This window comes from Sphingomonas sp. CBMAI 2297 (genome assembly GCF_029870595.1).
Classification (GTDB): Bacteria; Pseudomonadota; Alphaproteobacteria; order Sphingomonadales; family Sphingomonadaceae; genus Sphingomonas.
The window spans coordinates 26018-45478 of sequence record NZ_JAPDIR010000005.1; the positions used below are offsets into that span (position 1 = coordinate 26018).

A 19461-nucleotide genomic window follows, 5' to 3' on the forward strand; every position below is an offset into this window, starting at 1 on the left:
CGGGCGATGCCGGGCCTTCGCGTTTCAGCCTGTCGAAGCGATCAGCCCGCGTCGGGCGTCTCGTTCTTCGCTTCCGCCATCAGGTCGCTGAGGTCGAGGTCGAGCGACGGCTTGAAATCGTCGTCGATGTCGTGCGGCGCGCCGCCCGAATAGATGAAGCCGTTGACCGGATAGACCGAAGTGCCGAGGCCGCCCATCGGCGCGAACCACACTTTCACTTCGCTCCAGTCGCCTTCGGGCGAGACGTCGACGGCGCGGACGTTGCGCTCGATGCCGCCGGCGCGCGACCAGTTGGCATGGGTGAGCAGCACTTCACGATCGCTGACGACCTGGCTTACCATCGCGACATGGCCGAGCGGCATGCGGGCCGTGCGCTGGAACGACATCACCGAACCGACCTTCGGAGTCTCGCCGCGCTGATAGCGACCGGCGGCCTGCGACCACCAGGTCCAGGCATTGCCGTGAATGTTCACGCCGGAGATTTCGCGGGCATAGGGCGCGCACTGCCAGAAGGTACGGCCCTTGGCCGAAGCCGCCTGGGGGGCGGCCATCATCAGGGTGCAAACAGCCATCAGCGCGAAACGCGCTGCGAAAACACGGAAATTCATGGACCCCCCGGTCAGGAAGCAGTCTGATGAACAGCGACTGACCAGATCATAGGACGGAAGTATAGGGCCGCGGCCGGTCGATGGGACGAACCGTTGCGGCGAGCCGATGACCTGCTGATTCGCCCTGATTCGCGAGGAACCAAGCCCGGAAACCGGCCGCCGGCGCGCGCTGGCGACCCGCCGGGCCCTACGGGCGAACCCGGACCCGGATACGCCCCGGATGGGCAGCTGCCCCCCGCAAGCCCATCACTATGCGCAGTTTTCCACAAGCGGGACTTCGGTTCATCGCATGCATGTTGCGCCGCGGAATCAGTTGGTTTCCTATAATGAACAGGGGACGACGACTGGTTCAGCGGCTCGTTAACCATATTGCCGCACTATCGGTCTCGGAGGGTCACGATATGGGGTGGGAGTATTGAGCTATGGGAGCACGGGCAAAACCGGCTGAAGGCGCGATGACGCTGGCCGAAATGAAGGAATTTGCGGGTTTCAGCGCGGCGACCCAGCGCTATGTGCGCCGTTCGCTCGATATCGGGCTGGACCGCGAGGACGCGATGGCGCGCTGGTCGCGCGACGTGGTCGAGGCCGCCAGCATCCGCGCCCAGGCGCATGTCTATGAGCGCCTCCACGAAGTCCGCGCGCTGATGCCCGACGACAGCGACTTCGATTCCATCGAGCCGTTCATGTCGCCGCTCGTCGCCATCGCCGCCTTCGACCTGAGCCAGGGCCGCCTGACCAGCTTCTCGAGCTTCCGCTTCCTCTACGAGCGGCTGATCGGCGCCGAAGTGCGCCCCTGGCTCCCCTCGGCCTTCTGCGCCGCGGCGGCGCTGCCGCATCTCCATCCGGACCTGCGCCGCAAGCTGCTCCAGTCGATCAGCGAAGCCGCCGCCACTGCCTCGGGCTGGTCGAACCGCCAGCCGAGCTTCTATCCGGCCTGGGTGGAGAAGGTCGACACCGCGTCGCTCTCGCACTGATTTCCCAATTCCCCTCCCGCTTGCGGGAGGGATTCCCTTTGTCTTGTTCCTCCCGTCATCCCCGTACAGGCGGGGATGACGGTGGAGCGGGAGATGACGGGCGTGGCGCCGAGACCCGGCCTACCGGCAGGACCGCCATCCCCATTCCCCGCGCTCCGCCTCGTCGAGGTGCAGGTGATCGCGATGCGCGGCGTTATAGTCGGGCGAGAGCACCGTCGAGAACAGCCGGCAGGCCCCGGTGCGCACTTCGCGCAGGAAGGCGGCCTTCGCTCCGCCTTCCTCCCAATCCTCGGCCACGCCGATCCGCGTCCCGTCCGCCAGGCGAAAGGCGGCGATGTCGATCGCATCGGCAGTCGCATGCTCGCTCCAGCCGCCGGTGCCGCGGCCGTACATGCGCCGGCACGCATAGCTGCCGAGATGCTCGATCCGCACCACCGCCGCGCCGAAATGCCGCTGCGCGGCCGGCTGGACGATCTCCCATTCCCAGAGCGAGAGCGCCGCGGCCACCGGGCAGGACATGCCGGGGCTGGCCGGCACGAAGCCGATCCCGCGCGCCCCGCCCGGAACAAGGCGCACCCCGTCCGCATAGCCGCATTGCGGCGCGTCGCCGATGACGCTGGCCAGCGCCACATAGCGCACTCCCGCGGCGCGCAGCAGCGACCGGCAGCGGGCAGCGTCCCCGGTCAGCCCGGCGAGCTTGCGGCCGGTGAAGATGCCGATCGGCTGGTCCAGATCGAGCCGCGTCCAGGGCAAGTCCTGCGGACGGTCGCGCAGCGCCACCCAGGCCAGGAGCGATCCGCCGAGCAATGCCGCGAGCGAGACCGCCGCCGTCGCGGCGCGGCGCGCCCGCCTCACATGCGGATCGCCTGGTCAAGGGGTTGCGTGGTGATCGGGTAGCCAAGATCGTCGGGAATGCACAGATGGCGCTCGCCGTCGCGTTCCTCGATCCAGGGCGTGACGGTGCGGATCGGATGGGCACGGGCATCGGCGACGGCGTCGTCATAGCTGGCGAACAGCGCCAGCCGGTCGAGATTGCGGCGGGTGGGAAAGATGATGTGCGCCTCGCCCCGGTCGGCGGCGTCGAGCACCGCGCGCGCGCTCGCCCAGAAGACCCGGACATTCTCGTTGCCGTCGACCTGCGGCTCGGCTCCTTCCGGCGCGCGGGCCAGGTAGAAGCGCGTGTCGAACACCTTGTGGTGCACGCCCCTGGGCAGCCAGCGGGCAAAGGGCACCAGCCGGTCCAGCGCGAGCGCGGCGCCGGCCTCGCCGAGCAACTCGCCCATCGGCTCGCCGGCATAGAGGCGCTGGCGCAGCGCGAGCACCTCCCCGGCCGGATCGAGGCCGATCGCGACGCCCGCTTCCTCCAGCGTCTCGCGGATCGCGGCGATGCGCGCGGCATTCTCCTCGACATCGCCGGCATGCAGGCCCGCCAGGACGAAATCGCCCGGATCGACGCGGCCGCCGGGAAAGACCAGCGCGCCGCCCGCGAACGACATGGCACGGGCCCGCTCCACCATCAGCAGCTCGGGCGGCCCGTCCGGGGTCTCGCGCATCACGATCACGGTGGCGGCGGGAATCGCCTGTTCGTCGGTCATGGGACGGATGTAGGTCGCGCGATCAGGGATGGACACCCAATTCCTCCCCCGGCTTGCCGGGGAAGGAGCCGTAACGCTACCACCCCGTCATCTTCAGCCGCACCTTCGCCACCATGTCGGACGAGGTGACGAACAGCGTTCGCCCGTCCTCGCCGAAGCAGCAATTGGCGGCGGGCTTGCCGGTCGCGATCAGCCCCAGCTTCCTGCCGTCCGGCGCGATCACATGGATCCCGCCCGGGCCGCTGGCGAACAGATGGCCGCTCTTCGCCACCTTCATCCCGTCGGGCAACCCCGGCAGCTTGCGCGCCACTTCCGCCGAGAAGTCGACGAACGGTGCCAGCCCGCCTCTCGCCGAGCCGTCCGCCGCCAGTTCGCAACGGAAGATCTTCGCATTCTCGGGATCGGACTGGCTGACATAGAGCCGGTCGAGCCCCGGCGAGACGCCGATGCCGTTCGGCCGCCCGAGACTCTTGTCGATCAGCCGCACGCCGCTGCCGTCCGGACGGACGCTGTAGACGCCGTTGAACGCCAGCTGCTTGAGCGGCGAGGCATCGCCCTCGGCCAGGCCATAGGGCGGATCGGTGAAATAGAGGATCCCGCCGCGCCCGATCGCCAGGTCGTTGCAGCTGTTGAACTTCCTGCCTTCGAATGCACCGCAGACGATCGTCTTCCGCCGCGTCGCCAGGTCCACCCGGGCAATGGCGCGCGTGCCCGAATCGGCCATCAGCAAGTCGCCACGGGCATCGATCACCATCCCGTTCGATCCCGCCTCGCGCACCCCCGCCGGGATCGGCCCGGCCAGGCCCGAGGGATCGAGGAACGGCCTGGCCCCTTCGCCCGCCCGCCAGCGATAGGCGATGTTCGCCGGCACGTCGGAGAAGAGCAGATAACCGCCCTTCCTCACCCATGCCGGCCCCTCGGCCCATCGAAAGCCGGTGGCGATCACCTCGATCGGGCTGGCCGTATCGATCAGCGCGTCGAGCGCCGGATCAAGGCGGGTGATGCCTCCCACGGTCTCGCCCAGCGCCACCCGCGGCGCCAGGGGCAGTGCCGCCAGGCCGGCCAGCATCGCGCGACGCGTCGTCTCGGTCATCTTCTTCTCCGTCCAGCCGGCGGAATCGTCCGATCCCCATGCACCGGGCGGCATATCGTCGCGATCCGCCGCATGGCGCGCAATCCTTCCTTCCGGCGCGAGGGGAAATATCCGGTCAGTCGAAGCGCGCGCGGAAACACGCGCGAAGCGCCGCATGGGTCTCCGCCACGCGCGCGAGCAATGCCGGATCGGCTTCGGCATGGCGGCTATCCGCCGCCCGCAACGCGGCGGAATCGATCGGCGCCTCGACCAGCACGGCGAGCCGGGGCGCATAGCGGCGCGGACTGGCGCACAACGCGTCATAGTCGACGAAGAACTGGCGCTCCCGCACCCGGGCCGGCGCCGAAAGCAGCGCGCGGTGCACGCTGTCCCACAGCTTCAGCCAGTAATCGGCGCGAGTCGGGTCTTCGTCGCGGCCGGGGGCGCCGTCGAACAGGAACGGCCGGTGGTCGGCGCCGAATTCGTGATGGCCGAGCCAGGTCATGAAGCGGCGGCGGAACGGGTCCTCTCCCGCCAGCCGGGCCGCCCGGCGATGCTGGGACAGCAAGGACAGCGCCTGCTGCAGCGGATCGCGGAACGGATGGATCAGAAGCGCATCGGGAAAGCTGGTGGCGAGCCCCTCCAGGCGCAGGATGTTGTTGTTGTTCTTCGACAGATAGCGAGCGCCGCCATGGCGCAGCAGCACCAGGCGCACATAGTCGCGAAAGGCAGCCAGCGTCTCGGGATCCGGCGCGGCCGGCGCCAGCCCGTCGCGCCGCAGATAGCGTCTTCCTTCCAGCGCGCGCCAGAAGACCTCCTCGATCGCCTCGGGACTGTCGAGGTCATGCGTCAATCCGTCGCCATGGCCGCGCTCGCTGGCCTCGACATGCCGCTTGCCGCCGAGCCTCGCCCAGCTGTTCGGGGCGAGCGGAAACGGAAGGTCGCGATAGGAAGGCGCGGCGAAGCCGCCGCCCTGGTGGAGCAGGCGGGTGAGGATCGAGGTGCCCGCGCGCGCCAGCCCGGCGATGAACACCGGGCGCCGGATCGGCACCGCGGCGATCTTCCCGCGATGGGTGGCGCGCTCGATGTCGAAGGTCGCTTCGAGCAGCGCGGGCGAGCCCAGGGCGATGCGGTGGAGGAGCCGGTCAGCCCCGCTGTACACGCGGGATCACCTGCCAGCGCAGCACGGCATAGCCGAGCGTGAAGGGCATCAGCGCGAGCCTTGCCGTCCAGTCCGTCCGGAAGACTCCGATTTCCGGCCAGTTGGCGTCGAGCGCCAGCACCACGAGCAGGGGCGCGGCGGCGGCGAGCAGCAAGCCGCCGGCACGCATCGTCCGCGCGAACATGCGGCCCGAAAGGATCCGGAGCGCGCGCTCCTTGCCCCAGTCCGAAACGCCCCGCCTGGCCATCAGCCGCATGGCATGCCGGCCGCAGGCGGCAAGCTCGCGAAAGGCCGCGACGAGCGGCAGGGCGCGGGCCAGCTCGAGCACCGCGACGATGGCGAGGAAGAACGGGATCACCGGGCACGCCCGCGGATGCGGCGGACCAGCCGCTTGATCGGGTACCAGACGACCGAGACGATCGCGAGCAGGATCGAGCCGATCAGCCCGAAGGCGACTCCGATCGCCCCCAGCCCGAGCCCGGGCCCGGTATAGGCCTGGGCGGCGAGCGGCGCCGAAAGGGCGAGGGCGATCGACAGGGCTCTGAGAAACTTCACGAACATTTGGCATTCACCGTAGCTTGAATGGCCGGGCCATCGGTGGCGGGATCGAGATAGCGCGCCCAGGAAAGGGCCATGCGCCGCTCGGCGGAATCGGCGGAGATGTAGCGCCAGCGGACCGCGCCTTCGGGCGACATGCGGACGAGGCGGCCCTGCTCGGTCTCCTCGATCATCGCGTCGCCATTGGCGAGCGGCGTGCCGCGCCCCTGGGCGCGGGTGGCGATGCGGTTGGCGGCGAAGCCCCTGTCCCAGGGCGAGCTGGTCTCGCCGCTGGACAGGTCGTGGACGAGCAGGCGGTTGTGCCCGTTCACGCGCTCGTCCGGATAGCCCATCAGCGTGTTGTTATCGAACACCGAGATGCGGTGATCGTCGAGGATGCTGACATCGTGCTGGAAGCGCCACGGGCCGATCTTCCACCACAATATCGCACCGGTCGCCGGCCGGTAGAGCGCGATCAGCGAGAGGTTGCGGATGCTGAGAAACAAATCCCCCTTCTTCCAGAACCGGCCGTCCGCCATCGCCGGCTGGATATCGTTGAGATGGAAGGGGTCCTGCACATAGGGCCGGCCGCGCCACAGCCTGGCCAGCCCGTTGCGCTCGAGGATGTCGGCGATCCGGTCGACGTTGCGCAGCTTCCCCTCGGGCGAGACCCGCGCCACCGCATCGTCCCAGAAATCGGGCTTCACCCCGGGCTCGCGCGGCACCGGGTAGCGATAGGGCACCCACAGGTCGCCGTCCGGGCCCAGCTCGGTGGAATGGTTGAAGATGCCGTCGAGCGACCAGAGCAGCTTGCCGCATGCATCGTAGCGGGCGAGCGGCGAGCTGTCGTGCAGCACCAGGCTGCCATCGGCGAGCAGCAGCGGATGCATCAGCCGGTTGCGCGCGGCATTCTTGTCGCGGTGCAGGTCGGTGAGCGCGGAAGCGAAGCGCGAGCGGGCATTGGCGGCGTCGACATCGGGCACGAACTCGCGCACCACCGCGCCGTCCGCGAGACGGATCAGCCGCACCACCGATCGCTTGCGCCGGGGCTCGAAGGGCGAGATCAGCGCATAGCCGGCATCGACGAACCCCGGATCGCGGGAAAAGCCGCCCGGCAGCTTCTCATAGGCACCGTGGAAATAGGGCGCATTGCTGCGGAACAGGTGCTGAATCGTATCCGGGACGCGAGCCAGCATGATCGCCGCGCGACCAACCGCGCCCGATTTCTCCCAGCCATCGACGATCGCGCCGGTGCCCATCGCGGCGAGCGGAACCAGCAGCAGCGTCAGGGCGAGGGTCCACAAGGGCACGGGCCGGGCAAGCAGGCGCTCCAATGCGCTGCCCTGCGCTTCCGTTCGAACTTGCTGATCGCGAACCATTTGCCCTTGTCCCCCGGGGCATGTGGTTCGGCGGCGCGGGTGTCGGCGGGATTTCGGTACGTCGCTGGCAGGTTTCCGCTTTGTGGCCGTATTCGGGTCAGGCCTCAAATCAGCGCCCCCCGTCATCCCTGCGCAGGCGGGGATCATTCCGGCTGTCGGAGCGGATGGAGCCGGAACGGCAGCGCCAATGGATCCCCGCCTGCGCGGGGATGACGAAAGAAGCCAGGATGACAGGGGAAATCAAAGCCCTGGCCGGGTTCTGACCTTAGACGGGCAGGGTCACCAGCGCGGAAAGGCCGCCCTCTTCCCGGTTGCGGATGCTAAGGTCGCCGCCATGCGCGCGCGCCACCGCGCGGGCGCTGGCCAGGCCCAGGCCGATGCCACCGGTATCGCGGTTGCGCGAGCGCTCGCCGCGGAAGAAGGGCTCGAACACGCGCTCCAGGTCTTCCGGCGGCACGCCGGGCCCATCGTCGCGCACCTCGATCAGCGCCTGGCCATCGGCCTCGGCCAGCGAGACTTCGGCGCTGCCCGCATATTTGAGCGCGTTGGTGACGAGATTGTTGAGCATCGCCTTGAGCGCCGGCGAATTGCCCTCGATCACCACCGGATCGCCCGGCGCGAGCACCACCGAGGCGCCGCGATCGCTCATGTCGTCGGTCACGGTCTCGGCGAGCGAGCGCAGGTCGAGCGGCTTGCGCACGCCCTGCTTGGTCGTGTCGCGCAGATAGCTCAGCGTCGCGGAGATCATCGCCTCCATGTCGCGAATGTCGCCCTCGCACGCCTGACGCAACGCGTCGGGCGCTGCCTCGAGCCGCAGTCCGAGTCGCATCAGGGGCGTGCGCAGATCGTGCGCGACCGCGCCGACCACGGTCGCGCGATCGTCGACATAGCGATTGAGCCGGGCCTGCATCCGGTTGAACGCCGCCGCGGCATCGGCGATTTCCGTCGGTCCCTCGATCGCGATCGGCGCGGCGCGGGGGTCGCGGCCGAGCCGTTCGGCGGCCTCGGCAAAGGCACCGATCGGCTTGGCGATGCGATGCGCGAGCGCCCAGGCAAAGGGCGCGACCGCTGCCGCGGACAGGATCAGCCACCACAGCACGAACAGGCGCCACGGCTCGAAGCTGTGGTTCGAATCGATCAGGGTCCACTGCCCGTCGTCCCGGCGGAATGCCGCGGAGAAATCGCCGATGATCACCACGGCCCGCGCCGCCTGGTCGCTGGCCGGCGGAACGGCGCGCGGCACGCTGGCGCGATCATAGATCTTCTCGCGCTGCATGAACGGCGTGGGGAAGCCGATCCGCACCCGTTCCACCGGCACCTGTAGCGCCCTGGCCAGCGCGAGCTCGATGCGCTCGCTCCGGGGGTTCCAGGGTGTCGGCTCGACATTTGCCGGGTGGGATATCAGGAAATCGCCGTCCGCATCGCCGATGCCGCGCATCGCATTGGCGATCTGCCCGACGCTGTAGACCTTGGTCGATGGCGCCTGCACTGCGATCAGAAGGCCGAGATTCATCAGCTGCGTTATCGCCACGCAGGCGACCATCAGGACGAAGACGCGCAGGAACAACGGGGACCCCGCCCCCCCGCGCCGCGATGTCACGCGCGCACGACCTTGGGCACGAACAGATAGCCTTCGTTGCGCACGGTGCGGATGATTTCGTCGCCGCCCGAGCGCAGCTTGCGGCGCAGGCGGCTTACCTGCACGTCGATCGCACGGTCATAGGCGTCCGAATCCGGGCCCCGGGCCGCGGCCAGCAGCGCCTCGCGGCTCAGCACCCGGCGCGGGCGCTCGATGAACACGCGCAGCACCGCGAACTCGCCATCGGTGAGACCGACCAGCACGCCATTGGGATCGAACAGCTCATGGCTGCCGAGATCGATGCGCCAGCCCTCGAAGACATAGACGTCGCCGCTTTCGTTCGTGGCGATCGCGCCGCGCTTGCGCAGCGCCGCGCGCACCGTGGCGAGGATCTCGCGCGGGCTGCACGGCTTGGGAAGATAGTGGCCGGCACCGACCTCGAGGCCGAGAATCCGGTCCTGCTCCTCGCCAAGGGCGCTCAGGAAGATGATTTCCGGCCCATCGGCGCGCGCGATGCGGCGGCAGGCGGAAAGCCCGTCCTCGCCCGGCATCATGATGTCCAGGATCACGAGATCGACCGGCGTGCGCGCCAGGATCTGATCCATGTCGCGGGTGCTGGACGCAGTCTCGACCTTGTAGCCGCGCGAACCTAGGCTGTTCGCCAGCAGCATGCGGATATCGCGGTCGTCATCCACGACGAGCAGGGTCGCCGAATCGTCCTTGGAAGTCACGGAAGCAAGCATGACTCCAGCTTCTACGACAAAATGCGTCTAGGGTGTTGCGCGAATTTGTAACAAGATTCACCCGAGCCTGGTCGCAATCGGGACTCCCCGTTTCAGGGTCAGCGTCACCGGCGTCTTCTCGGCGATTTCGGCAAGCCGGGCATTCTGCCCTGCATCGGTGCCCGTGATCGTCAGGATGCGCTCGATGTTGAGCGTCTCGCCCTGGCCGTGGAGGAACAGGGCCACCTCGACATGCTCCACCGGCCACCCCTTGCGCTCGGCATACATGCGCAGCGTGATCGCGGTGCACGCGCCCAGGCTGCCCAGCAGCAGCTCATAGGGCGCCGGCCCGGCATCGCCGCCGCCGCGCGCTTCGGGCTCGTCGGCGACAAGCCCGCGCTTGCCGAAGCTGATGTCGGTGGCATAGGGCGCGTCGCGCCCGATCCTGGCGATGGCATGGGTCATGTGGACAGGATCTAGGACACGACGATCCGCCCGTCATCCCCATTACCGTCCCCGTCATCCCCGCGAAGGCGGGGATGACGAAGAGGAAAGTGCCGGGGAAGACCCTCAGCTCTTCTGCCAGCCGCCGCCCAGCGCGCGGAACAGGTCCACCTGGGTCTCGGCGATGAAGGCGTCGGCCTGTGCTAGGTCCGCCTCGGCGTCGGCGAAGGTGCGTTCGGCGTCGAGCAGGGCGAGCGAATCGATATCGCCCTCGCGCTGGCGGGCGCGGGCGATGTTCACCGCCGCTTCCGCTTCGTTGCGCGCCGCCTGGAGCGCGGTACGCCGCCCGAGCGCATGGCCATAGGCGGAAAGCGCCGTCTCGGTCTCCTGCAGCGCGTTCAGCACCGTGCCGTCGAAGGTGGCGAGCGCGGCCTTGGCATCGGCCTCCGCCCCTGCCACCCGCGCCCGGGCCGGGCCCGGGTTCACCGCCCAGTTCAGCAGCCCGCCGACCAGCCAGCGCAACGGGCCGGCGCCGAACACGTCGCCGAAATCGGTGCCGGTCGAGCCGCCCGAGACGCCGAGCGTGATCCGCGGATAGAGGTCGGCGGTCGCCACGCCGATCCGCGCGGTGGCGGCGGCCAGGCGGCGTTCGGCGGCGCGGATGTCCGGCCGGCGCGCCAGCAGCGCGGCGCCGTCGCCGACCGGGATCGGCTGGCCGAGCCGCAAGGTGGTGCTGCGCTCGCCCGCCACCGCCGGCAGGTCGGCGGGGGTACGGCCGGTAAGCGTGGCGAGGCGGAACAGCGCCGCATCCCGCGCGGCCTGGAGCGCGGGCACCTCGGCCTGGCGCTGGTTGCGGAGCGCGCCGATCCGGGCCGTGTCGAGCCGGGTGGCCAGACCGACGCCGCGGCGGCGCTCGGTCAGCTCGATCGACTGGTCGAGCAGCTTGACGATATGCTCGGCGACGCCCAGCCGCTCGGCAGACGAAGCCGCATCGGCATAGGCGCGCGCCGTGTCCGCCGCCACGATCACCCGGACCGCGTCGGCATCCGCCTCGGCCGCGCCGACATCGCCGCGCGCGGCTTCCGTGCCGCGGCTCAGCCGGCCGAACAGATCGGCCTCGTAGCTGACGCTCAGCCCGGCATCGACCTGCCAGTCCTCGCGCGGGGCGCCGGGCAGGCGCTGGGCCGCGGGCAGGCGGCCGTAATTGGCGCCGGCACTCAGGCTGGCCTGGGGCAGCTGGTTGGCCTTGGCGCCGCGCAGCGTCGCGCGGGCCTTCTCGATCCGCGCCACCGCGACCCGGATATCGGTGTTGGCGGCCAGCGCGTCGGCGACCAGCTGGTCGAGCACCGGATCGTTGTAGAGCCGCCACCAGTCGCCCTGCACGGGCGCCGCGGTCACCGCGGGATTGGCCGCGACGAAATTGCCGGCCGCCGTCTGGGGCGGCGTGGGCGTGACATAATTCGGACCGGCGGCACAGGCGGCGAGCGCGAGTGCCGAAGCGGTTGCGAGGAAAATACGCATCTCGTGCATTCCTTTCTGACGACCCTCACCCTTCCCACCGCCTGTGGCGGCGAGCCCCTTCCCTCTCCCATCGGGAGAGGGAGGGAGGCGCCGAAGGCGCCGGAAGGGTGAGGGCGACGTCATTGGTTATTCAGCAGGCTGCAGCGCCGGCTCATGGCCACCTTCGTCGTGCGCCTTGCGGTTGCCGCGCATCTTCGCGATGCGATCGCCGAGCGCGCGGCAGACGACGTAGAAGGTCGGCGTGAAGAGCAGGCCGAACGCAGTCACGCCCATCATCCCGAAGAACACCGCGGTGCCCAGCGCCTGGCGGAGCTCCGCACCCGCCCCGCTCGCGATCAGCAGCGGCACGGCGCCAAGGATGAAGGCGAACGAGGTCATCAGGATCGGCCGCAGGCGGTCACGCGCGGCACGCACCGCGGCCTCCACCGGCGACAGCCCGTCCTGCACCTCCGCCTGGTGGGCGAACTCGACCACGAGGATCGCGTTCTTGGCGGCGAGCGCGATCAGCACGACCAGGCCGATCTGCGTGAGCACATTATTGTCCATGCCCCGCAAATTCACCCCGGCCATGGCCGCGAGCAGACACATCGGCACGATCAGGATGATCGCCAGCGGCATGGTCAGGCTCTCATATTGCGCCGCCAGCACCAGGAAGACGAACACCACGGCCAGCGCGAAGACGAGACCCGCGGTGCTGCCCGCCATCTTCTGCTGGAAGGCGATGCCGGTCCATTCCGCGCCATAGCCCGGAGGCAGCGCGCTCGCGAGCTTCTCCATCGTGTCGAGCGAGGCGCCCGAGCTGTAGCCCGGTGCGGTATCGCCATCCACTTCCACCGCCGGGAACAGGTTGTAGCGCGTCACGCGGTACGGGCCGGTCTTGTTCTCGAAGGTCGAGACCGAGCCGATCGGCACCATCGCGCCCGAGTTCGAGCGGGTCTTGAGGTTGGCGATGTCCGCCTCGGTCGCCCGGAACGGCGCATCGGCCTGCGCGGTCACGCGATAGGTGCGGCCGAGCATGTTGAAGTCGTTCACAAAGGCGGAGCCGAGATAGACGTTCAGCGCCTCGAACACCCGCTCCGGCGGCACGCCCAGCATGTCCGCCTTGCGCCGGTCGATATCGGCGAAGACGCGCGGGGTGGCCGTGTTGAAGAAGGTGTAGATCTGCTTCAGCCCCGGCGTCTGGTTGGCCTGGCCGATCAGCCCGAACGCGGTCTTGCCCAGTTCGTCATAGCCATGCTCGGCGCGATCCTCGATCATCATCCGATAGCCACCGGCCGAGCCGATGCCCTGGATGACGGGCGGGGGGACGACGAGCAGCATCGCCTCGTTGATGTCGGCGGTGCGCTTGCGCGCCTCGTTCATGATGCCGTCAAAGGTGACGCCGAGCTTCTTGCGCTCCTCGAAGGATTGCAGCGGCACATAGGCGGCGGCCGAGTTCGGGGCGAGCGTCTGCGACGGACCATCGAAACCGGCGAGCATCACCGATCCCTTCACGCCCGGAATCGGCAGGATGCGGGCGACGACCTTGCGCATCACCTCGTCCGTCCGCTCGAGCGACGAGCCGGGCGGCAGCTGGATGACGGTGAGGAAATAGCCCTGGTCCTGCTGCGGGATGAAGCCCACCGGCGTGACCCAGAACATCCCGATCGTCGCGGCGATCAGGCCGACATAGGTGAGCATCATCCGCTTCGGCCGGGTGACCAGCACGCGCGTGAGCTTGGCATAGCCGACGCTCATCCGCTCGAAGCCGTTGTTGAACGCATCGGCGCCGCGGCGCACGATCCGGCCGATCGGCCCCCTGGGCTCGCTCTCATGATGGCTGAGCAGCACCGCGGCCATCGCCGGCGACAGCGTCAGCGAGACCAGCAGCGAGATCGCGGTCGCGGCCGAGATCGTCACGGCGAACTGCTTGTAGAAGGCGCCCGACAGACCGTTGAGGAACAGGGTCGGCAGGAACACCGCGAGCAGCACCAGCACGATCGCGACGAGCGCGCCGGACACTTCGTCCATGGAAGTCCGCGCCGCCTGGAGCGGGGTCATGCCGCGCGCCAGGTTGCGCTCGACATTCTCGACCACGACGATCGCGTCATCGACGACGATGCCGATGGCGAGGACCAGGCCGAACAGCGAGAGGTTGTTGAGCGAGTAGCCGAGCGGCAGCAGCACCGCCATCGTGCCGATCAGCGAGACCGGGATGGCCAGCACCGGGATGATCGCCGCGCGCCACTTCTGGAGGAAGACGATCACCACCAGCACGACGAGCAGGATCGCCTCGCCCAGCGTGTGATAGACGGCGTCGATCGATTGCGAGATGAACTCGGTCGGGTTGTAGATGACGCGATATTCCAGGCCCTTGGGGAAGTTCTTGGACATCGCCTTGAGCTGGTCCTGCACCGCATTGGCAGCGGCAAGGGCATTGGAGCCCGGGCGCTGGAAGACGGCGAGGATCACGGTCGGCTTGTTCGAGAGATAGGTGTTGGACGAATAGTCCGCCGCGCCCAGCTCGACGCGCGCCACGTCGCTCACCCGCACCTGGTGCCCATCGGCATCGGTGCGGATCACCACCTGGCCGAACTGCGCGGGGTCCTTAAGGCGTCCCTGCGTCTCGATGTTGAGCTGGAAGGCATTGCCGGTGGGCGTGCTGCCCGGCTGGCCGAGCGTGCCGGCGGCAACCTGGACGTTCTGCGCGCGCAGCGCCTGGACGATGTCGCCCGCGGTCAGGTTGAGCGCGGCGGCGCGGCCCGGATCGATCCACACGCGCATCGCATAGTCGCGCGCGCCGAACATGCGCACGTCGCCCACGCCTTCGACACGGGCGAGGCGGTCCTTCACCTGGGTCAGCGCATAGTTGGAGATATATTCGCGATCGACCGAGTTGTCGGGCGAGATCAGGTTCACCACCAGCAGGAAGTCCGGCGTGGTCTTGCGCGTCACGACGCCGAGGCGCTGCACCTCTTCGGGCAGGCGCGGGATCGCGACCGCGACGCGGTTCTGCACCAGCACCTGCGCGGAATCGAGGTTGGTCCCCGACTTGAACGTGACGGTGATGGTGACGTTGCCGTCGCCGGTCGACTGCGACGACTGGTAGAGCATGTCGTCGACGCCGTTGATCTCCTGCTCGATCGGCGCGGCGACCGTCTCGGCGACGGTCTCGGCCGAGGCGCCGGGATAGGAGGCGGTGACCGTCACCGTCGGCGGGACGATGTCGGGATATTGGGAAATCGGCAGCGCCAGATAGGCGATCGCGCCGATGATCGTGATCACGACCGCGATGACCGCCGCGAAGATCGGGCGCGTGATGAAGAACCGCGAGAGGCGCATGGGGCCACTCCTCGAAAAAGAGGTCTGAAACGAAGAAAGTGTCAGCCGCCGGACCCTGGGGAGATCCGGCGGCTGACGGTCAACGGGCGAAGGTTGCTTCGCCCGTCACCGGCGCCGTGAGGGCCGGCGCCTGACTGGTTGCGGTCGGCGCGATCTTGCCGGGCTTCGGGTTCACCTTGCCGCCCGGGGCCGCGAACTGGGTGCCGGAGATCACCACCTTGTCCTGGGCGGTCAGGCCCGAGCGGACGATGCGCAGGCCGTCGACCACCGGGCCGAGTGTCACCGGCTTCGGCGCGACGGTGCCGTCCTTGCCGACGGTCAGCACGAGCTTGCGCGCCTGGTCGGTCTGGATCGCGGTATCGGGCACCATCAGCGCCTGGGTGGTGCCGCCGGCCGAGAGGCGCATGTTGCCGAACATGCCGGGCGTCAGGAACATGCCCGGATTGCTCAGCACCGCGCGGCCGCGGATCGTGCCCGACTTGGGATCGAGGCCGTTATCGGTGAAGTCGAGCTTGCCCTTCCACTTATAGTCGGTCTCGTCCTGCAGGCGGATCTCCACCGGCGAGGCCTGGGCGCCGGTTTCCTTCGCGCGCTTGGTCTTGAGGAACAGCGCCTCCGAGCCGTCGAACGTGAAGTAGATCGGGTCGAGCGCGTTGATCGTGGTCAGCAGCGAACCGCCCTGCCCCTCGCCCGCGGCCACCAGGTTGCCCGGATCGACGCGGCGGTCCGAGATGCGGCCGGCAATCGGGGCGCGGACCTGCGTGAACTCCATGTCGAGCGCGCGGCTGCGCACCCGGGCCTGGGCCGCGGACACCGCCGCGCCGGCGGCGCGGACCCGGGCCTGGAGCCGCTCGACATCGCTCTTCGACACTGCCTCGACCGACACCAACCGCTCGGCGCGGCCAAGGTCGGAACGGGCGAGCGCGAGATCGCTCTCGGCGCTGGCCAGCCCGGCCCGCGCCTCGGCGAGCGCGGCCGCGAAGGGACGCTGGTCGATGGTGAAGAGCAGCTGGCCCTTCTGCACGATCGCGCCGTCGGTGAAGTGAACGCCGATGATCGCGCCCGAGACGCGCGGACGCACCTCGACGGCGCGGCTCGGCTCGAAGCGGCCGACATAATCGTCCCATTCGTTGACGTCGCGGACCAGCGGGTTGGCGACCGTCACCACCGGGGGCGGCGGCGCGGCCATCGCCGCGGGCGCGTCCTTGCTGGCGATGCTGAGGCCGGCGGCGACGAGCACCACCGGCAGCGCGACGAGGCTGCCGCGCTGCCACAGCGGCATGCGGCGGAGGCGCTCCGAGACGCCCGGCTTGTTGTCGCCCGTCTCGGATTCGATGCGCGTGATCATGTTCATTGGAATCGCTTCCCCTGATTCAGGGCTGCCCGGCCGCGGCTGATGGAGGCGAGCAGCGTTTCATATTGCTCGGGCGTGAAGCCCGCTTCGTGGAAGGCGCGGATCTCGTGGCGCGGCACGGCATAGCCCTTGTGCCAGGCGAGCACGGAGACGCGGCGGAGCGCCTCGAGTTTCTGGTCCGCGAGTTTCGGATTGGACACCTCGCCCCCGAAGATCACGCCCAGCGCCACCGCGAGGCGGCCCGGCTTCTCCAGGCTCGAGAGCCGGTCGTGCTGCGCGATCGCGACGACCTGCCATTCGAGCGCGGAAAAACCGCTGACCGGGAGGACATCGGCGGGCACCGCGATCGGGCTGCCCTGGAGCGCGGCGAAGTTGAGATATGCCATGATCGTCTCCTCCTGCTTGTTGCCCGGCGGAAGGCAAAAGCCTCCCCGTGCCGCGCGGAACCCGTTTCCGCCGGCATTTCCGGTCATCCCCAACCGGCACGAGACGAGGCCTTCGCGCAGACGCATGTGTCTGCGGCGCACCGTCCCGGTCCTGTCTAAATTCTGCGCTGCTGGAGTGATGGCTCGGGGCGTCGGCCCCTCGTCCTCGCTTCGGCAGCTTCCCTCATTCTATACTGACTGGTATAGAAATCGTGCTGCGTTGCGTCAAGAGCATTTTTATACCGGCCGGTATTTTTTGTCGAGACGGGGAAGAAAAAACTTTGGAAGCCCCTGTTCGCATCCCGGCGAAAGCCGGGATCCCAGGCAAAGGCGCGTGCTTTCGCCGGGATGACGGCTCCCTGCCCGCTATCGCTTACTTGCTCGGCCAGCAGGCCAGGCTGGTGTCGATCAGCGCCTTGAGATCGGCACAGGAAGTGCCGCCCCCCGCCTGGAGCGCGATGCCCTGGAGCAGCGCGGTCAGATAGGCGGTGAGCCCGATCACATCGGTATCGGCGGGCAGATCGCCCTCGTCCTTGGCGCGCTCGAACCGATCGATCAGCCCCTGCTTCACGATCGCACCGCGCTTGAGCACCTCGGCGCGGATCGACTCCGCCTCGGCCCCGCAGGCCACCGAGTTGATCACGCCCATGCAGCCCTTGGGATCGCACGAGCTCATCTGCATCTCGAGCGCGCCGATCAGCAGCCGCTCGGCGACGCCGCGCGCGGTCGGCGCATCCAGCGCCTTGCCCATATAGTCGAGCTTCTCGCGCTGATAGAGGTCGAGCGTCTTCTTGAAGAGCGCTTCCTTGTTGCCGAACGCCGCATAGAGGCTCGGCCGGGTGATGCCCATCGCCTCGGTGAGGTCGCTCAGCGAAGCGCCTTCATAGCCCTTGCTCCAGAAGACGCGCAGCGCCGCGGTCAACGCCGAGTCGGTGTCGAATTCGCGGGGGCGCCCCTTGGCGACGGCACAGGCGGTGATTTCCATAATGACCGGTACATAATGTTGATGGACCCAAAAGTCCAATGCCTTGCGGCGCCTCCGCGTTCCACCCCCGTTAACCACTGTATTTTCACGGGTGTGAACTTGCCGGTCAGTGGGATTACGCGATTCACATGGTTGAATCCACTCGACTCACCAGTTGGCGAAACCATGTGGCGGCTCCAGCGCGAGTTTCTGGTGCATTACGCGCGCATTCCCGCAGATCTTCCGAATTGATCGGCGAGATGATCGCGGGTCCGTCGCGCAGTTCTTGGGCAGCCATGGCATCGTGCAATCTGCCGCAACGATACCCCCTGCGCCACCGGCGCCATTTATACGCTTGCCCTAGTTTGCACCAAAATGGAGTAATTTAAATGGACGGCCAGCGTCTGGTGCACATCATCGACGACGAGGACAGCGTCCGGAACTCGATCGGGTTCATGCTGCGGACGACGGGCTATGCCGTGCGCCTATGGTCCTCGGGCGCCGCATTCCTTCGCGAGCTGCGCGGCATCGAGCCGGGCTGCATCCTGCTCGACATCCGCATGCCCGAGATCGACGGGTTGCAGGTGCAGCAGCAGATCAACGAACGCGGCGCCGCCATGCCCGTGATCGTGCTCACCGGGCATGGCGATGTGGCGATCGCCGTGAAGGCGATGCGCGGGGGCGCGATCGACTTTCTCGAAAAGCCGTTCGAGGCCGATCGGCTGCTCGGCGCGATCGACAAGGCCTTTGAGCGCATGCGCGAGTCGAACGGCGCCTCGCGCACCGATGCGGCCCGCACCCAGCTCGCCAACCTCTCCGCCCGCGAGCGCGAGGTGCTGGACGGGCTCGCGGCGGGCTTCCCCAACAAGACCATCGCCTATGATCTCGGCATCTCGCCGCGCACGGTGGAAGTCCACCGCGCCAATCTGATGCAGAAGCTCGGTGCGCGCAGCCTCTCGGAAGCGCTGCGCGTCACCTTCATCGCCGAGATGGGCGAGATCCAGCGCCCATAGCGCTCAGAACCAGCCGGCGGTCTCGCCCAGCATCAGGATGCCCGCGGCGATGAACAGCACCGCGGCGATGCCGTGCACGAGCCGGAGCGGCACGCGCTTGAGCAGGGCGTTGCCGAGGAACACCGCCGGCACATTGGCGAGCATCATGCCCAGGGTGGTGCCCGCGGTGACCGCCCACACATTGTGGAACTTCGCGCCCAACGCCACCGTGGCGAGCTGGGTCTTGTCCCCCATCTCGACCAGGAAGAAGGCGATGGCGGTGGTGACGAAGGCGCCGAAACGGGCCGGCTTGTCCTCCAGATCGTCGATCTTGTCGGGGATCAGCGTCCACAGCCCCATCGCGATGAACGAAGCGGCGATCAGATAGCGGAACCAGCTGCCCTGGAGCAGCGCGGCGGCTTCCGAGCCGACCAGCGCGGCGAGGAAATGATTGGCCAAGGTCGCGACCAGGATGCCAAGGATGATCGGCACCGGCTTCTTGAAGCGGGTGGCGAGCAGGATGGCGAGCAGCTGGGTCTTGTCGCCGATCTCGGCGAGCGCGACGAGCGCGGTGGAACTGAGCAGGGCTTCCAAGGGACATACTCCGGGCCGGACGGAGACGAAATCCAACGACATCGCACCTCCCCGCCCGGCAAGAGCGGAGATGCGACGCCATTGGTCTCGCCCGAACGGTGACCCGTCCCTCCCGCGCCATGGCCTCTCGGCCAAGTATGTTGACGCGGGAGCCCGCGCGTCGGCGCGGCTGGCTACTCCCCAAATAGCGAGTTGCTGCCGAGGCAGCACATGCGGGC

The 19461-nt window shown here is 68.5% G+C and carries 19 protein-coding genes and 1 riboswitch; of the genes, 2 read left to right on the forward strand and 17 right to left on the reverse strand.

Annotated features, from left to right (window positions below):
- Positions 1–41: 41 nt before the first annotated feature.
- A complete protein-coding gene (locus tag OMP43_RS08690; RefSeq protein ID WP_280279580.1) occupies positions 42–554 on the reverse strand; it encodes a CHAP domain-containing protein in 513 nt (170 codons plus the stop codon).
- 476 nt (positions 555–1030) lie between these two features.
- On the opposite strand from OMP43_RS08690, the gene OMP43_RS08695 reads away from it, so the two are divergent.
- Positions 1031–1582, forward strand: coding sequence for a hypothetical protein (locus OMP43_RS08695; RefSeq protein WP_280279326.1), 552 nt, complete (start codon positions 1031–1033; stop codon positions 1580–1582).
- A 120-nt stretch (positions 1583–1702) separates the two neighbouring features.
- Here the strand turns inward: OMP43_RS08695 and OMP43_RS08700 are convergent, their stop codons facing one another.
- The 15 genes from OMP43_RS08700 to OMP43_RS08770 all read right to left on the reverse strand — a co-directional run bounded on the left by OMP43_RS08700 (position 1703) and on the right by OMP43_RS08770 (position 17678).
- Positions 1703–2437, reverse strand: a complete 735-nt coding sequence (locus OMP43_RS08700) for an extensin family protein (RefSeq protein WP_280279327.1) — start codon at positions 2435–2437, stop codon at positions 1703–1705.
- Complete coding sequence (locus tag OMP43_RS08705; RefSeq protein ID WP_280279581.1) at positions 2434–3177, reverse strand: NUDIX domain-containing protein; 744 nt, start codon at positions 3175–3177, stop codon at positions 2434–2436. The genes OMP43_RS08700 and OMP43_RS08705 overlap by 4 nt, the downstream gene beginning before the upstream one ends.
- Positions 3178–3253: 76 nt before the next feature.
- Positions 3254–4270: an SMP-30/gluconolactonase/LRE family protein gene (locus OMP43_RS08710; RefSeq protein ID WP_280279328.1), complete on the reverse strand. Its 1017-nt coding sequence runs from the start codon at positions 4268–4270 to the stop codon at positions 3254–3256.
- A 115-nt stretch (positions 4271–4385) separates the two neighbouring features.
- Positions 4386–5411 (reverse strand): sulfotransferase, encoded by a 1026-nt coding sequence (locus OMP43_RS08715; RefSeq protein WP_280279329.1) that lies wholly within the window; start codon positions 5409–5411, stop codon positions 4386–4388.
- On the reverse strand, positions 5395–5769 hold the full coding sequence (locus tag OMP43_RS08720; RefSeq protein WP_280279330.1) for a hypothetical protein: 375 nt from the start codon (positions 5767–5769) through the stop codon (positions 5395–5397). Before OMP43_RS08720 ends, OMP43_RS08715 begins: the two co-directional genes overlap by 17 nt.
- Positions 5766–5966: a hypothetical protein gene (locus OMP43_RS08725; protein WP_280279331.1), complete on the reverse strand. Its 201-nt coding sequence runs from the start codon at positions 5964–5966 to the stop codon at positions 5766–5768. Before OMP43_RS08725 ends, OMP43_RS08720 begins: the two co-directional genes overlap by 4 nt.
- Positions 5963–7327: an arylsulfotransferase family protein gene (locus OMP43_RS08730; RefSeq protein WP_280279332.1), complete on the reverse strand. Its 1365-nt coding sequence runs from the start codon at positions 7325–7327 to the stop codon at positions 5963–5965. Before OMP43_RS08730 ends, OMP43_RS08725 begins: the two co-directional genes overlap by 4 nt.
- A gap of 265 nt (positions 7328–7592) precedes the next feature.
- On the reverse strand, positions 7593–8894 hold the full coding sequence (locus OMP43_RS08735; protein WP_280279333.1) for an ATP-binding protein: 1302 nt from the start codon (positions 8892–8894) through the stop codon (positions 7593–7595).
- A 29-nt stretch (positions 8895–8923) separates the two neighbouring features.
- A complete protein-coding gene (locus OMP43_RS08740; protein WP_280279334.1) occupies positions 8924–9649 on the reverse strand; it encodes a response regulator in 726 nt (241 codons plus the stop codon).
- A 57-nt stretch (positions 9650–9706) separates the two neighbouring features.
- On the reverse strand, positions 9707–10093 hold the full coding sequence (locus OMP43_RS08745; RefSeq protein WP_280279335.1) for an OsmC family protein: 387 nt from the start codon (positions 10091–10093) through the stop codon (positions 9707–9709).
- Between the two features lie 105 nt (positions 10094–10198).
- On the reverse strand, positions 10199–11593 hold the full coding sequence (locus OMP43_RS08750) for a TolC family protein (protein ID WP_280279336.1): 1395 nt from the start codon (positions 11591–11593) through the stop codon (positions 10199–10201).
- A 126-nt stretch (positions 11594–11719) separates the two neighbouring features.
- A complete protein-coding gene (locus tag OMP43_RS08755) occupies positions 11720–14914 on the reverse strand; it encodes a multidrug efflux RND transporter permease subunit (RefSeq protein ID WP_280279337.1) in 3195 nt (1064 codons plus the stop codon).
- 79 nt (positions 14915–14993) lie between these two features.
- Entirely contained in the window at positions 14994–16268 is a 1275-nt protein-coding gene (locus OMP43_RS08760; protein ID WP_280279338.1) for an efflux RND transporter periplasmic adaptor subunit, read from the reverse strand.
- Positions 16265–16654: a hypothetical protein gene (locus OMP43_RS08765; protein ID WP_280279339.1), complete on the reverse strand. Its 390-nt coding sequence runs from the start codon at positions 16652–16654 to the stop codon at positions 16265–16267. Before OMP43_RS08765 ends, OMP43_RS08760 begins: the two co-directional genes overlap by 4 nt.
- A gap of 412 nt (positions 16655–17066) precedes the next feature.
- Positions 17067–17678 (reverse strand): TetR/AcrR family transcriptional regulator, encoded by a 612-nt coding sequence (locus OMP43_RS08770; protein ID WP_280279340.1) that lies wholly within the window; start codon positions 17676–17678, stop codon positions 17067–17069.
- A 368-nt stretch (positions 17679–18046) separates the two neighbouring features.
- Here OMP43_RS08770 and OMP43_RS08775 point away from each other — a divergent pair, with 368 nt between their 5' ends.
- The gene (locus OMP43_RS08775; protein ID WP_280279341.1) at positions 18047–18670 is read left to right on the forward strand and encodes a response regulator; all 624 of its coding nucleotides are present in this window, start codon (positions 18047–18049) and stop codon (positions 18668–18670) included.
- A gap of 3 nt (positions 18671–18673) precedes the next feature.
- On the opposite strand, the gene OMP43_RS08780 is transcribed toward OMP43_RS08775, so the two are convergent.
- Positions 18674–19243: a TMEM165/GDT1 family protein gene (locus OMP43_RS08780; RefSeq protein ID WP_280279342.1), complete on the reverse strand. Its 570-nt coding sequence runs from the start codon at positions 19241–19243 to the stop codon at positions 18674–18676.
- 12 nt (positions 19244–19255) lie between these two features.
- Positions 19256–19438, reverse strand: a riboswitch (yybP-ykoY riboswitch).
- Between the last annotated feature and the right edge of the window lie 23 nt (positions 19439–19461).

Bases quoted from the DNA above. Each gene is read 5' to 3' on its own strand.
- OMP43_RS08770 (WP_280279340.1), bottom strand. From the start codon at position 17,678: ATGGAAATCACCGCCTGTGCCGTCGCCAAGGGGCGCCCCCGCGAATTC.
- OMP43_RS08695 (WP_280279326.1), top strand. From the start codon at position 1,031: ATGGGAGCACGGGCAAAACCGGCTGAAGGCGCGATGACGCTGGCCGAA.
- OMP43_RS08745 (WP_280279335.1), bottom strand. From the start codon at position 10,093: ATGACCCATGCCATCGCCAGGATCGGGCGCGACGCGCCCTATGCCACC.
- OMP43_RS08750 (WP_280279336.1), bottom strand. From the start codon at position 11,593: ATGCGTATTTTCCTCGCAACCGCTTCGGCACTCGCGCTCGCCGCCTGT.
- OMP43_RS08705 (WP_280279581.1), bottom strand. From the start codon at position 3,177: ATGACCGACGAACAGGCGATTCCCGCCGCCACCGTGATCGTGATGCGC.
- OMP43_RS08765 (WP_280279339.1), bottom strand. From the start codon at position 16,654: ATGGCATATCTCAACTTCGCCGCGCTCCAGGGCAGCCCGATCGCGGTG.
- OMP43_RS08760 (WP_280279338.1), bottom strand. From the start codon at position 16,268: ATGAACATGATCACGCGCATCGAATCCGAGACGGGCGACAACAAGCCG.
- OMP43_RS08690 (WP_280279580.1), bottom strand. From the start codon at position 554: ATGATGGCCGCCCCCCAGGCGGCTTCGGCCAAGGGCCGTACCTTCTGG.
- OMP43_RS08775 (WP_280279341.1), top strand. From the start codon at position 18,047: ATGGACGGCCAGCGTCTGGTGCACATCATCGACGACGAGGACAGCGTC.
- OMP43_RS08740 (WP_280279334.1), bottom strand. From the start codon at position 9,649: ATGCTTGCTTCCGTGACTTCCAAGGACGATTCGGCGACCCTGCTCGTC.
- OMP43_RS08710 (WP_280279328.1), bottom strand. From the start codon at position 4,270: ATGACCGAGACGACGCGTCGCGCGATGCTGGCCGGCCTGGCGGCACTG.
- OMP43_RS08730 (WP_280279332.1), bottom strand. From the start codon at position 7,327: ATGGTTCGCGATCAGCAAGTTCGAACGGAAGCGCAGGGCAGCGCATTG.
- OMP43_RS08755 (WP_280279337.1), bottom strand. From the start codon at position 14,914: ATGCGCCTCTCGCGGTTCTTCATCACGCGCCCGATCTTCGCGGCGGTC.